Source organism: Actinomycetospora soli, from assembly GCF_021026295.1.
Taxonomy (GTDB): domain Bacteria; phylum Actinomycetota; class Actinomycetes; order Mycobacteriales; family Pseudonocardiaceae; genus Actinomycetospora; species Actinomycetospora soli.
This window is the reverse complement of record NZ_JAJNDA010000004.1, coordinates 401210-413500: the sequence shown is the minus strand read 5'-3', so window position 1 is coordinate 413500 and position 12291 is coordinate 401210. Positions and strand designations below refer to the sequence as shown.

Here is a 12291-nt window from a genome sequence, read left to right as displayed (position 1 = left end):
CCGGCGGGGGCCCGCCCCCGCGGCTCCGGATCACGACGTAGGTCACCTCGTCCCAGCGAGGAAACCGTGGTCGTGGGTGCCGCGACCGCCCGAGGGAGTAGCCGTGAGCGCAGAGCACGTCGCACAGCCCCCGTCGGTCACCCCGATCACCTACGTCCTGGACACCTCGGTCCTGCTCAGCGACCCGTGGGCCCCCACCCGCTTCGCCGAGCACGAGGTGGTCGTGCCGCTCGTCGTCATCACCGAGCTGGAGGGCAAGCGCCACCACCCGGAGCTCGGCTGGTTCGCCCGGGAGGCGCTGCGCCTCCTCGACGACCTCCGCATCACCCACGGCCGGTTGGACCAGCCGATCGAGATCACGCCCGAGGGCGGATCCCTGCGCATCGAGCTGAACCACACCGACCCGTCGGTCCTGCCGGCGGGCTTCCGGACCGGGGAGAACGACGCGCGCATCCTGGCGTGCGCCGCGAACCTCGCGGCCGAGGGCTCGCGGGTCACCCTGGTCACCAAGGACATGCCGCTGCGCGTCAAGGCGGCGGCGGTCGGGCTCCCGGCCGACGAGTACCACGCCCAGGACGTCGTGACGTCGGGCTGGACCGGCATGGCCGAGGTCGCCGCGGAGCCGCAGGAGATCTCCGACCTGTTCGCCGACGGGCTCACCGACGTCGAGGCGGCCCGCGAGTTGCCCTGCCACACGGGGCTGCGGCTGCTCGCCGGTGGCTCCTCCGCCCTCGGGCGCGTCACGCCCGACAAGCAGGTCCGCCTCGTCCGCGGTGACCGCGACGTCTTCGGGCTGCACGGCCGCTCCGCCGAGCAGCGGATCGCGATCGACCTGCTGACCGACCCGGACGTCGGCATCGTCTCCCTCGGCGGCCGCGCCGGCACCGGCAAGTCCGCCGTCGCGCTCTGCGCCGGCCTCGAGGCGGTGCTCGAGCGCCAGCAGCACCGCAAGATCGTCGTGTTCCGGCCGGTCTACGCGGTCGGCGGGCAGGATCTCGGCTACCTGCCCGGCGGCGAGAACGAGAAGATGGCGCCCTGGGCGCAGGCCGTCTTCGACACCCTCGGCGCGCTGGTCTCGACCAACGTCGTCGAGGAGGTCATCGAGCGGGGCATGCTCGAGGTGCTCCCGCTGACCCACATCCGCGGGCGCTCACTGCACGACGCGTTCGTCATCGTCGACGAGGCCCAGTCCCTCGAGCGCAACGTGCTGCTCACCGTGCTCTCCCGGCTCGGGACCAACTCGCGGGTCGTGCTCACCCACGACGTCGCCCAGCGCGACAACCTGCGCGTCGGCCGCCACGACGGGATCGCCGCGGTGATCGAGAAGCTCAAGGGCCACCCGTTGTTCGCCCACGTCACGCTGACCCGCTCCGAGCGCTCGCCCATCGCGGCGCTCGTCACGGAGATGCTGGAGGGCGAGGCGCACGGCGGCTGACCCGCCCCGCGTCGTGAGGGGAACCTTCGAGCGCTCTTGTGGCACGAGGGTTCCCCTCACGCAGGGGCACGGCGGGTCGGCGCTCACCACCCCGTCGGGAGCGGGCGACCCTCCGCGAAGCCGGACGCGGACTGGATGCCCAGCACCGCGCGGGCGTGGAGCTCCTCGAGCGTGGACGCCCCGGTGTAGGTGCACGCCGAGCGGACGCCCGCGCAGACCGAGTCGAGCAGGTCCTCGACGCCGGGCCGGGCCGGGTCGAGCCGCATCCGCGACGACGAGATGCCCTCCTCGAACAGCCCCTTGCGGGCGCGGTCGAACGCCGAGTCGGTGCGGGTCCGGGCGGAGACGGCGCGCTTCGACGCCATGCCGAACGACTCCTTGTACGGCGCGCCGTGCTCGTCGCGCTGCAGGTCGCCGGGCGACTCGTAGGTCCCGGCGAACCAGGACCCCACCATCACCGCCGAGGCGCCCGCGGCGAGGGCCAGCGCCACGTCGCGGGGGTGCCGCACCCCGCCGTCGGCCCAGATGTGCTTCCCGCGGGCCCGGGCGGCCGCGGCGCACTCGGCCACGGCGGAGAACTGGGGGCGGCCGACGCCGGTGGCCATCCGCGTCGTGCACATCGCGCCGGGTCCGACCCCGACCTTCACGATGTCCGCGCCCGCCTCGATCAGGTCGATCGTGCCCGCCGCCGTGACGACGTTCCCGGCGACGACGACCGCGTCCGGCGCGGCCCCCCGCACCGTGCGCAGCGCGGCGATCGTCTTCTCCTGGTGGCCGTGCGCGGTGTCGACCACGAGGACGTCGACGCCCGCGGCGACGAGCTCCTTCGTCCGCGTCGCCACGTCGCCGTTCACGCCGAGCGCCGCGGCGACGCGCAGGCGGCCGTCGGCGTCGAGGGCGGGCACGTAGACCTCGGCGCGCAGCGCGCCGGTGCGCGTGAGGACGCCGGCGAGGCGGCCGTCGTCGTCGACACCGATCGCGAGGTCGCCCGCGCCAGGCGCCGACAGGGCGTCGAACACGGCGCGCGGCTCGGTGCCCACCGGCACCGTCACGGCCGGCACGAGCACGTCCGCGAGCCGGGTGAAACGGTCGACCCCGGTGCAGTCGGCCTCCCGGACGACGCCGAGCGGACGCCCGCCCGCGTCGGCCACCACCACGGCACCGTGCGCCCGCTTGCTGACGAGGTTCAGCGCATCCGCGACCGCCTCACCCGGGTCCAGGACGACGGGGGTGTCCCACACCGGGTGGCGCGACTTCACCCCGGCGACGGTGTCGGCGACGGCGGCCGGGTCGACGTCCTGCGGGATCACGGCCATGCCGCCGCGGCGCGCCAGCGTCTCGGCCATGCGACGGCCGGACACCGCCGTCATGTTCGCCGCGACCACCGGGATCGTCGCGCCCGAGGGGTCGGCGACCGCGAGGTCGACGTCGAACCGGGACGCGACGTCGGAGCGCTCGGGGACGAGGAAGACGTCGTCGTAGGTCAGGTCGTGAGCCGGAACGTGGCCGTCGAGGAACCGCACGTGCGCACAGGCTACCGGGTCGGGCGCGCCCTCACCGCCGAGCGGCGTCGACCCGGGCGGTGGCCTCCTCGACGAGGGTGTCCAGGTCGACCCCGAGGAGCTGCTCCCCGTGGTGCTCCTCGACGAGCGCCTCGATCTCGGCGGCCACCTCGGGCTCGACGAGACGCACGTCGCGCGGCATGTCGTCGGCGTCGCCCGCGAGCGCCACCGCGACGAGGGAGGCGGGCCCGTAGGTCGTCAGTCGGATGACCATGCGCTCCAGTGTGCGCCTCTCAGCCGACCAGCGCCTCCGCCCGGTGGACGAACTCCGCGACCGGCGGCAGCGCGAGCATCGCCCGCTGGGCGGCCCGCACCGCGCCCCGCACCGACCCGTCGTCGAGCACGGCCGCCAGTCCCTCGGCCACCGACGCCCCGTCCACGTGCCGGCCGAGCCCGAGCGCCGCGATCCGCCCCGCGCTCGCGAACTGGTCGCCGAACTGCGGGAACGCGACCATCGGCACGCCGTGGCGGACCGCCTCGCGCACGGTGTTGTAGCCGCCGTGGGTGATCATCGCGTCGGCGACCTGCAGCAGCAGCGGCTGCGGCACCCACCGCTCGAGGTGCACGTGCGGTGCCGGCTCGACGTCGCACTCCAGCCCGCCGGTCGCGACGACGACCTCGGCGTCCACCGCGTTCGCCCCGCGCACCAGCGCGCGGAGCCCGGCGGCGGGGTCGGCGGGCGGACCGCCCGGGGCGCTGCGCCCGGACGCCTGCATCATCGGCAGCGCCGTCCCGAGCGACCCGAGCACCAGCGGCCGGCCCGCCGGCAGCGCCGCGACCCACTCCGGCAGCCGACCGCCGCGCTCGACCTCGTCGTCCTGCCGGTACGCGAACGCGTCCGGCAGCCACGGCGGCGCGAAGGAGAACGTCGGCGGCATGCAGTCCAGGCGGCCGAACGGGGCCGGCGCGCCGGCGTCGGGGACGGCGGGCAGCCCCAGCTCGGTGCGGGACGCGGTGAGCAGCGGCCCGACGTGCAGCGGGTCGAGGACGTGCGCCGCCCCGGACGGCGCGGGCAGGTGCGGCACCCCCAGCTCCTCGGCGTACAGCATCCCGGCGAACTCGCCCCCGTCGCGCAGCACGAGGTCGACGCGACCGAGCCCGCGCAGCGCCCGCACCTCGTCGACCAGGTGCTCGCCGGCGAACACGCGCGCCACGACGGCGGCCGGGTCGGGGTCCTCGCCCAGGGCCTCGATGCGCGGGACGAAGCGGGCGGCCGCCTCGGACATGGGGACCAGCACCGGTGCGACCGTCACCGGTTCCCGGTCGAACGTGGCGGCGAGGTCCGGCGGGCAGGCGACGACCACCTCGTGTCCGGCCTCCGCGACCACCCGGGCGAACGGCAGGACGGCCCGGGCGTGGGAGGGCGAGCCGGTGACGGTCGTGAGCATGCGCACGGGACCGGGGTGCCCCGCCGTCGCGACGATCAGCGGCGCAGGGCCCGAAGTGTGTCGAGGGTGTCGGTCTCGCCCACCGGCTTGTCGTCGCGGTAGCGCACCACCCGCGCGAAGCGCAGCGCCACGCCGCCCGGGTAGCGCGTGGAGGTCTGCACCCCGTCGAGCTCGATCTCGACGACGATCTCCGGCCGCAGATACACCGTGTACGCGTCCCGGGACGTCTCGTACCGCGGGAACGTCTCGGTCTGCCAGCGCAGCGTCTCGTCGGTCATGCCCTTGAAGGTCTTGCCGACCATGACGAAGCCGTCGTCCGTCCGGGCCCCGAGGTGGATGTTCGACAGCCAGCCCCGCCGTCGTCCCGAGCCCCACTCGCAGGCGAGGACCACCAGGTCGAAGGTGTGCGAGGGCTTGATCTTCTGCCAGGCCTTCCCGCGCCGGCCCGCGGTGTACGTCGAGTCGAGGGCCTTGACCATCGACCCCTCCTGGCCCGCGGCCAGGGCCTCGCGGATCGCCTCCGCCGCGCGCTCCGCGCTCGGCCGCACCACCGACGGGATCACCCGGTCGCCCACCACCTCCGCCAGTTCCCGACGACGGGTCTCCAGCGGTTCGTCGACCAGGTCGCGGCCGTCGCGGTGCAGGCAGTCGAAGAACCACGGCTGCATCGCCCCGGAGCCCAGCCCCTTCATCGACTCCTGGAACGCGCGCGGCCGCCCGTCCTCGGCGACGGCGAGCGTCTCCCCGTCGAGCACGACCTCGGAGACGGGCAGCGCGCGGGTCAGCGCCACGATCTCCGGCACCGCGTCGGTGATCTCGTGCAGCGTCCGCGACCACACCCGCACCTCGTCGCCGCGCCGGTGGACCTGGATGCGCGCACCGTCGAGCTTGTGCTCGACGACGATCTCGGTGCCCAGGTCGGCGAGCGTGTCCTCCAGCGAGTCGCCGGGGGAGGCGAGCATCGGGCGGACCGGGCGCATCACCTCGAGCCCGACGGCCTCCAGCGCCGCCACCGGGTCGTCGGACGCCAGCGCCGCGCGGGCGGTCTCCGGGAGCTGTCCGGAGAGCATGAACGCGCGGCGCACCACCTCGGCCGGGACCTCCGCCGCCGCGGCGACCGCCTCGACCATCAGCCCCTCGAGCGCGCCCTGGCGCAGCTCGCCGCCGAGCAGCCGCACCAGGAACCGGCCCTCGTCGGCGGTGGCGGCGCCGAGCAGCGCCGAGAGCTCCTCCGCCCGCCGGGCGCCGACCCCGCTGCCCGACCCGGCGAGCGCCGCGAGCCGGTCCAGCGCCGCCTCGACGTCACCGACCGCCAGCGACGGCTCCGCGGCGGGCGGGACGTCGACGCCGGACAGCGTGCGCCAGCCGATCCCGGTCCGGCCCTGCAGCATGAACCCGGCGAGCCACGCCGTGACCGGCGCGACCTCGTCGGGCGACGCGTCGGCCAGGACCGCGGCCAGCGCCGCGGTCTTGGCCTTGCGCGACCGGGTCGCCCCGACCTCGCCGGAGGTCGCGACGACCCGGGAGAAGAGCATCGTCAGGAGTCCACCCGCGTCATCGCGAGCACGTCCAGCGCGGTGTCGAGCTGCTCCTGGGTGAGCTTGCCGTCGCGGACGTAGCCGTCGGCCTCGATGACCTCGCGGATCGTCTTGCGCTCCTTCATCGCCTTCTTCGCGATCTTCGCCGCCTCCTCGTAGCCGATGAGGCGGTTGAGCGGCGTGACGATCGCCGAGGAGGACTCGGCGTAGCGGCGGCAGGCCTCCTCGTCGGCCTCGGTGCCCTCGAGGACGCGGTCGGCGAGCAGGCGCGCGGCGTTGGCCAGCAGGCGGGCCGACTCCAGGATGTTGCGCGCCATCACCGGCATCATGACGTTGAGCTCGAGGTTGCCCTGCGTGCCGGAGAAGGCGACGGTCGCGTCGTTGCCGATGACCTGGGCGCAGACCATCATCGTGGCCTCGCAGATCACCGGGTTGACCTTGCCCGGCATGATCGAGCTGCCCGGCTGCAGGTCGGGGATGCGGATCTCGGCGAGCCCGGTCGAGGGGCCCGAGGACATCCAGCGGACGTCGTTGGCGATCTTGTAGAGGCTGACCGCGACGGTGCGCAGCGCGCCGGAGACCTCGACGAGGCCGTCGCGGGCGCCCTGGGCCTCGATGTGGTCGCGGGCCTCGGTGAGCTCGGGGATGCCGGTCGACTGCCGCAGCTGCTCGACGACCTTGCCGCCGAAGCCCTCCGGGGTGTTGATCCCGGTGCCGACCGCGGTGCCGCCGATGGGCAGCTCGCCGAGGCGGGGGAGCGTGGCGCGCAGCCGCTCCGCGCCGTGCGTGCACTGGGTCGCCCAGCCGCCGGCCTCCTGGCCGAGCGTGATCGGCACGGCGTCCATGAGGTGCGTGCGGCCGGACTTGACCACGTGCCGCCAGTCCTGCGCCCTGCGGTTCAGCACCGACGCGAGGTGGTCCAGGCCCGGGATGGTGTCGCGGACGACGGCCTCGGTGGCGGCCAGGTGGATCGTCGTCGGGAAGACGTCGTTCGAGCTCTGCGAGGCGTTGACGTGGTCGTTCGGGTGGACCTTCTCCCCCGACGCGCGCGAGGCCAGCGTCGCGATGACCTCGTTGGCGTTCATGTTCGAGCTGGTGCCCGAGCCGGTCTGGAACACGTCGATCGGGAACTCGCCGTCGTGCGCGCCGGAGGCCACCTCGTCGGCGGCGGCCGCGACGGCGTCGGCGATCCCGGCGTCGAGCACGCCCAGGTCCTTGTTCACCCGGGCGCAGGCGCCCTTGACGAGCCCGAGCGCGCGGATCTGGGCCGGCTCGATCGGGCGGCCGGAGATCGGGAAGTTCTCCACCGCGCGCTGGGTCTGCGCCGCGTAGAGCGCCTGGGCGGGGACCTGGACCTCGCCCATCGTGTCGTGCTCGGTGCGGAACTCCTGGGCGCCGTTGCTGCTCATGGTCGTCATTGTGCCGAGGCGCGCGAGCCGCGCTCACTGCCAGGGCGACTCCTGCAGGTCGTCGTCGTCCCCGCCGAGGTCGAAGCTCGAGTACTCCCGCAGCTTCGACAGCCGGTGGTAGCCGTCGATGAGGCGCACCGTGCCGGACTTCGAGCGCATCACCAGCGACTGCGTGGTGGCCCCGCCCGCCCGGTAGTGCACGCCGCGCAGCAGGTCGCCGTCGGTGACCCCGGTGGCGCAGAAGAAGATGTTCTCGCCCTTGACCAGGTCGGTCGTGTGCAGCACCTGGTCGAGGTCGTGCCCCGCGGCGATCGCCTTCTCCCGCTCGGCGTCGTCCTTCGGCCACAGCCGGCCCTGGAAGGAACCGCCGAGGCAGGTGATCGCGGAGGCGGCGATGATGCCCTCGGGCGTGCCGCCGATGCCCAGCAGGATGTCGACGCCGCTCTCGTGGCGGGCGGCCGCGATGGCCCCCGCGACGTCGCCGTCGGAGATGAACCGGATGCGGGCGCCGGCGTCGCGGATCTCCTGCACGAGCTGGTCGTGGCGCGGCCGGTCGAGCACGCAGACCGTGACGTCGGGGATGCCGCCGCCCTTGCGCTTCGCGATGGCGCGCAGGTTGTCCTTCACCGAGCGCGTGATGTCCACGACGTCGGCGTACTCCGGCCCGACCGCGAGCTTCTCCATGTAGAACACGGCCGACGGGTCGAACATCGCGCCCCGTTCGGCGACGGCCAGCACGGCGAGCGCGTTCGGCATGCCCTTGGCCATGAGGGTGGTGCCGTCGACCGGATCCACGGCGACGTCGCACTCCGGGCCGTCCCCGTTGCCGACCTCCTCGCCGTTGAACAGCATCGGCGCCTCGTCCTTCTCGCCCTCGCCGATGACGACGACGCCGCGCATCGAGACGGAGCTGACGAGCTTGCGCATCGCGTCGACGGCGGCGCCGTCGCCGCCCTCCTTGTCGCCGCGCCCGACGAAGCGGCCCGCGGCCATGGCGGCGGCCTCCGTGACCCGGACGAGTTCGAGGGCCAGGTTGCGGTCCGGGGCCTCGGGACGACGGCGGGCGGGAGAGGTCACCGGGTGCGCTCCTTCTTCCAGCTGGACGGGGGTCGCCATCCTCCCAGACCAGGGCCTCGTCCGGCGCCGCGTCGAGGGCCACTGGAACGATGGAGCCCATGAGTTCGCCCAAGGCCGACCGCACCGGCGGCATCGGACCGTTCGCCGTCGGCACGATCGTGCTCGCGGTCATCGTCCTGGCCCTCACCGGACTCACCCGCGCGTGCTCGGTGTCCTCGCCGAGCACGGTCGACCGCGGGTCGGTGCAGCGCATCGACGTCGCCGACGCGACCCGGTCGGCCGCCGCCACGCTGCCCTTCCCGGTGCGCGGGCCGCAGCTGCCGGCGGACTGGATCCCGCAGTCCACCGACATCCGCGACGTACCGGGAGACGCGGCGCAGAGCTCGACCCCGGGGGAGGGCGGCCGGGCGTTCCGGCTCGGCTGGCTGACCCCGGACGACTCGTTCGTCCGCCTCGTCCAGTCCGACGGCACCGTCGAGGGCCTCGTCACCTCGGAGCAGGGCACGCCGCAGGCCGGGGCCCCGGTGAGCGCGGACGGGCTGACGTGGGCGACCTACCGCGGGCTGCGCAACGAGGCGATCTGGGTCGCCGACGTCGGCGGCGGGGTGCGCTGGCTCGTCACGGGCGACGCGACCCCGGCCCGCTTCGTCCAGCTGATCACCGCGGCGCGCCGGTCGCCGTAGCCGCGTCAGCGGTGGCACACGGCTGACGTCCGACGTCAGTCCGGCGCCACACCCGCGCGGGTCAGCGCGGCGGCGGGCCCCACGCCTCGTCGCGGGTGACGTACTCGCGCTCCTCCTGCGCCCAGCCAGCGGTCGGGTCGGTCACCGGGGCCGAGGCGGGGAGGCCTTCCCGACGACGGGTCGGGTCGGCCGCGGCGGGCCGGTGCGGCTCCGGCTCCTGCTCCCGGTGGGCCGCGGGGGCCGCGGGGGCCGCGGGGGCCGCGGGGGCCGCGGTCTCCGGCGACGCGGCCCGCCGTCGGGACGGCTCGGCGGCGGCGCGGTCGGCGTACGCGGCGGCCGCCACGCCCTCCCGGGCGAGCGAGTGCACGCTCTCGCGCATCGCGCGGGTGGAGGCGGCGCGCAGTTCGGCCGAGAGGACCGGCAGCGGCGCGAAGCGGCCGAAGGTGTCGCGGAGGAAGTGCGCGAGGAGCGTGGCCGTCGAGCGGGAGCGCCACATCGTCCAGCCGACGTAGAGGTCCTGGCCGTAGGGCTGGACGAGCAGCATCGCCCGCTCGCTGCGCTGGCGGAACAGCAGCACCGGCACCCCGGCGACGGTGCTCGGCGCGACCTCCGCGGGCGTGCGCCGGGCGCGGGCGGCACGGGTGACCCAGTCGTAGGCGCCGCGGGCCGCGCCGGCGCGGTGCTCCAGCAGCCGCGAGTACTCGGCGATCGGCTCCTTGGCCGGGGCGAAGAACGCGGCGAGCCCGGCGAGGTAGAGCACCACGATCACGGCGATCAGCACGTTCATCACGAGCCGGCCGGTGATCGAGGGCCCGGAGGTCGACGCGAGGTAGTCGAGCAGCAGCCAGATCCCGAGCAGCACGGTCGGCGCGACCAGGAAGGCCAGCGCCCGCATCAGGTGCGGCGAGAGCATCCGCCAGGAGACGACGTCCTCGACGAGCACGTCGGGATCGCGGTGCAGGCGGGTCTCGTCGTGGTAGCCGTCGTGCGCGTCCGCGATCGCGCGCTCCCAGGCCTCCTCCGGCGGGCTGCTCATGGCCCTATCCTGACCGACCCGGAGGCTCCTGCGACTCCGCCTCGCGGAGCACGGCGTCGACCTTCGCGCGTGCTCCGGCCAGGTGACGCTCGCACACCCGGGCGAGTTCCTCGCCCCGTTCCCAGAGCGCGAGCGAGTCCTCGAGCGACAGCCCGCCGGCCTCCAGCTTCGCGACGACCTGCGCGAGCTCGTCGCGGGCCTGCTCGTAGCCGGGCTCGTCGTCGGCCATGCTCGGTACTCCCGTCGTGTGCCGTTCCTGTCGTCCAGTGTCAGCGGTGGCCCACGGCGCTCACTCGGCGGCCTCGACCCGCGCGGTGACGGCCCCGTCGGCGAGGCGGACCCGCAGCAGGTCGCCGGGCCGGGCGTCGGCGGCGGCGCGCAGCACCGGGGAGCCGACCTCGCCGCCGCGCTGCACGATCGCGTAGCCGCGGGTGAGGGTCGCCGCGGGTCCGAGCGCCGTCAGCGAGGCCCGCCGGTGGCGGATGTCGGCCTCCCGTTCGCGCAGGCCGCGGTCGACGGTGCGGCGGGCGCGGTCGGTGAGCGCGGCGACCTCCCCGGCGCGGGCGTCGACGGTGCGCAGCGGGTCGGCGAGCACCGGCCGGGCCCGGAGCCGGGCGATCAGGGCGTCCTCGCGTTCGACCCACGCGTGCAGCGCGCGGCGGGCGCGGGTGCGCAGGGCGGCGAGGTGGGCGGTCTCCTCGGCGAGGTCCGGGACGATCCGCTTGGCGGCGTCGGTGGGGGTCGCGGCGCGGACGTCGGCGACGTGGTCGACCAGCGGGGTGTCCGGCTCGTGCCCGATCGCCGTGACCACCGGGGTGCGGCAGCGCGCGATCCCGCGGCAGAGGGCCTCGTCGGAGAAGGGCAGCAGGTCCTCGACGCTGCCGCCGCCGCGGGCGATGACGATCACCTGGACGGCCGGGTCGCGGTCGAGCGCGTCCAGGGCGTCGAGGATCTGCGGGACCGCCTGCACGCCCTGCGTGGCGGTGTTCTCGACCCGGAAGTGCACGGCCGGCCACCGCGTCGTCGCGACCGTGACCACGTCGTGCTCGGCCGCGCTCGCCCGCCCGGTGATCAGCCCGACGCAGGTGGGCAGGCGCGGGAGCCGGCGCTTGCGGGCGGCGTCGAACAGGCCCTCGGCGGCGAGGAGCGCCCGCAGCCGCTCGATGCGGGCGAGGAGCTCACCGACCCCGACCGCGCGGACCTCGTCGACGCGCAGGGACAGCGTCCCGCGGCCGAAGAAGAACGAGAACTTGCCGTGGACGACCACCCGCTGGCCCTCGGCCAGCGCCTTCTCGCGCACGAGCGGGGTGGGCGCGGTCAGGGAGAGCGAGACGTCCGCGGCCGGGTCGCGCAACGTCAGGAACGCGGTGCCGGTGCGCGCGGAGAGCTGCGTGAGCTGGCCCTCGACCCACACCGGCCCGAGCCGGTCGATCCACTTCGAGACCTTGAGCGCGACCGTGCGGACCGGCCACGGCGACTCGGCGCTGGTGGTCGGCTCGGCGCCGCCCCCCGCCGCTGCGCCCGCCCCGGTCACTGCTCCGCGGTGACGGTGGCGATCCGGTTGGTCAGCATCGTGACGAACGGCGGCCGGTCGGCGTGCGCGGACTCCCACGCGAGCAGCTCGGTGAGCTGCTCGACGGACAGGGTCCGCAGGCGCGCCCGCAGCTGCGCGACGGTCATCGTCTCGTAGCCGGGCAGGGCGTCCGGGGTGACGCTCGCGGTGTCCTGCGGCGTCCCGACGGCGGGTGCCTGCGGGCCGCGCGGGCGGGCGTGGCCGTTGGTCGCGGCCTGCTCCAGCGACGGGCGCCGGGACGGGGCGACCGCAGGGCCGGTGTCGACGTCGTCGTCGAAGCGGGCCCAGGACGGCGCGTCCTCGACCGGCCGGCCGCCCTCGAGGGCGGTGTCGCCCTTGATGGCGAGCTCGGTGACGACCTGCTGTGCGCGCATGGACAGCTGCAGCACGGTGCTCACGGCGGTGATCGGCAGGCCGACGATCGTCCGCGGGAGGGCCTGGACCTCCTCGACCGCGGTGACGACCAGTCCGGCGGCGACACGCACCGGGAACGGGAGGGAACTCATGTCCCCACCCTGCCAGGACCCGCCGGTGGTGTGCGAATCGCCACGGGGCGCTGGTCATAGCTCACGTTCACCCGCTCACCCGTG

12 protein-coding genes are annotated in these 12291 nt (G+C 75.1%); 2 read left to right on the top strand and 10 right to left on the bottom strand.

What is annotated here, in order from left to right; all coding sequences use genetic code 11:
- The first annotated feature begins 103 nt into the window (after positions 1-103).
- Positions 104-1435: an RNA 5'-3' helicase PhoH2 gene (gene phoH2 / locus LN037_RS09000; RefSeq protein WP_230751585.1), complete on the top strand. Its 1332-nt coding sequence runs from the start codon at positions 104-106 to the stop codon at positions 1433-1435.
- Between the two features lie 83 nt (positions 1436-1518).
- Here the strand turns inward: phoH2 and LN037_RS08995 are convergent, their stop codons facing one another.
- From LN037_RS08995 to glpX, 6 genes are read right to left on the bottom strand one after another with little or no spacing between them, the layout of a single operon-like run.
- A complete protein-coding gene (locus LN037_RS08995) occupies positions 1519-2958 on the bottom strand; it encodes a GuaB1 family IMP dehydrogenase-related protein (RefSeq protein WP_230751584.1) in 1440 nt (479 codons plus the stop codon).
- 31 nt (positions 2959-2989) lie between these two features.
- A complete protein-coding gene (locus LN037_RS08990) occupies positions 2990-3211 on the bottom strand; it encodes a hypothetical protein (RefSeq protein ID WP_230751583.1) in 222 nt (73 codons plus the stop codon).
- 19 nt (positions 3212-3230) lie between these two features.
- Complete coding sequence (locus LN037_RS08985; protein ID WP_230751625.1) at positions 3231-4385, bottom strand: glycosyltransferase; 1155 nt, start codon at positions 4383-4385, stop codon at positions 3231-3233.
- A gap of 35 nt (positions 4386-4420) precedes the next feature.
- Positions 4421-5920, bottom strand: coding sequence for an ATP-dependent DNA ligase (locus LN037_RS08980; protein ID WP_230751582.1), 1500 nt, complete (start codon positions 5918-5920; stop codon positions 4421-4423).
- Positions 5921-5922: 2 nt separating this feature from the next.
- On the bottom strand, positions 5923-7332 hold the full coding sequence (locus LN037_RS08975; protein ID WP_230751581.1) for a class II fumarate hydratase: 1410 nt from the start codon (positions 7330-7332) through the stop codon (positions 5923-5925).
- Between the two features lie 33 nt (positions 7333-7365).
- The gene (glpX, locus tag LN037_RS08970; protein WP_230751580.1) at positions 7366-8409 is read right to left on the bottom strand and encodes a class II fructose-bisphosphatase; all 1044 of its coding nucleotides are present in this window, start codon (positions 8407-8409) and stop codon (positions 7366-7368) included.
- A gap of 98 nt (positions 8410-8507) precedes the next feature.
- Here glpX and LN037_RS08965 point away from each other — a divergent pair, with 98 nt between their 5' ends.
- Entirely contained in the window at positions 8508-9092 is a 585-nt protein-coding gene (locus tag LN037_RS08965) for a DUF4245 domain-containing protein (protein ID WP_230751579.1), read from the top strand.
- 61 nt (positions 9093-9153) lie between these two features.
- On the opposite strand, the gene LN037_RS08960 is transcribed toward LN037_RS08965, so the two are convergent.
- The 4 genes from LN037_RS08960 to LN037_RS08945 are packed head-to-tail and all read right to left on the bottom strand — an operon-like array spanning position 9154 to position 12207.
- Positions 9154-10128, bottom strand: a complete 975-nt coding sequence (locus LN037_RS08960; protein WP_230751578.1) for a hypothetical protein — start codon at positions 10126-10128, stop codon at positions 9154-9156.
- 4 nt (positions 10129-10132) lie between these two features.
- Positions 10133-10357 carry an exodeoxyribonuclease VII small subunit gene (locus LN037_RS08955; RefSeq protein WP_230751577.1) on the bottom strand — a complete coding sequence of 75 codons (225 nt, stop codon included), beginning with the start codon at positions 10355-10357 and terminating at the stop codon, positions 10133-10135.
- Between the two features lie 60 nt (positions 10358-10417).
- Positions 10418-11662, bottom strand: coding sequence for an exodeoxyribonuclease VII large subunit (xseA, locus tag LN037_RS08950; RefSeq protein WP_230751576.1), 1245 nt, complete (start codon positions 11660-11662; stop codon positions 10418-10420).
- Positions 11659-12207, bottom strand: a complete 549-nt coding sequence (locus tag LN037_RS08945; protein ID WP_230751575.1) for a lipid droplet-associated protein — start codon at positions 12205-12207, stop codon at positions 11659-11661. Before LN037_RS08945 ends, xseA begins: the two co-directional genes overlap by 4 nt.
- Between the last annotated feature and the right edge of the window lie 84 nt (positions 12208-12291).

Excerpts from the sequence above, each read along its gene's own strand:
- LN037_RS08990 (WP_230751583.1), bottom strand. The coding sequence starts at position 3,211 with ATGGTCATCCGACTGACGACCTACGGGCCCGCCTCCCTCGTCGCGGTG.
- LN037_RS08960 (WP_230751578.1), bottom strand. The coding sequence starts at position 10,128 with ATGAGCAGCCCGCCGGAGGAGGCCTGGGAGCGCGCGATCGCGGACGCG.
- LN037_RS08980 (WP_230751582.1), bottom strand. The coding sequence starts at position 5,920 with ATGCTCTTCTCCCGGGTCGTCGCGACCTCCGGCGAGGTCGGGGCGACC.
- LN037_RS08955 (WP_230751577.1), bottom strand. The coding sequence starts at position 10,357 with ATGGCCGACGACGAGCCCGGCTACGAGCAGGCCCGCGACGAGCTCGCG.
- LN037_RS08975 (WP_230751581.1), bottom strand. The coding sequence starts at position 7,332 with ATGAGCAGCAACGGCGCCCAGGAGTTCCGCACCGAGCACGACACGATG.
- LN037_RS08945 (WP_230751575.1), bottom strand. The coding sequence starts at position 12,207 with ATGAGTTCCCTCCCGTTCCCGGTGCGTGTCGCCGCCGGACTGGTCGTC.
- LN037_RS08985 (WP_230751625.1), bottom strand. The coding sequence starts at position 4,385 with ATGCTCACGACCGTCACCGGCTCGCCCTCCCACGCCCGGGCCGTCCTG.
- LN037_RS08965 (WP_230751579.1), top strand. The coding sequence starts at position 8,508 with ATGAGTTCGCCCAAGGCCGACCGCACCGGCGGCATCGGACCGTTCGCC.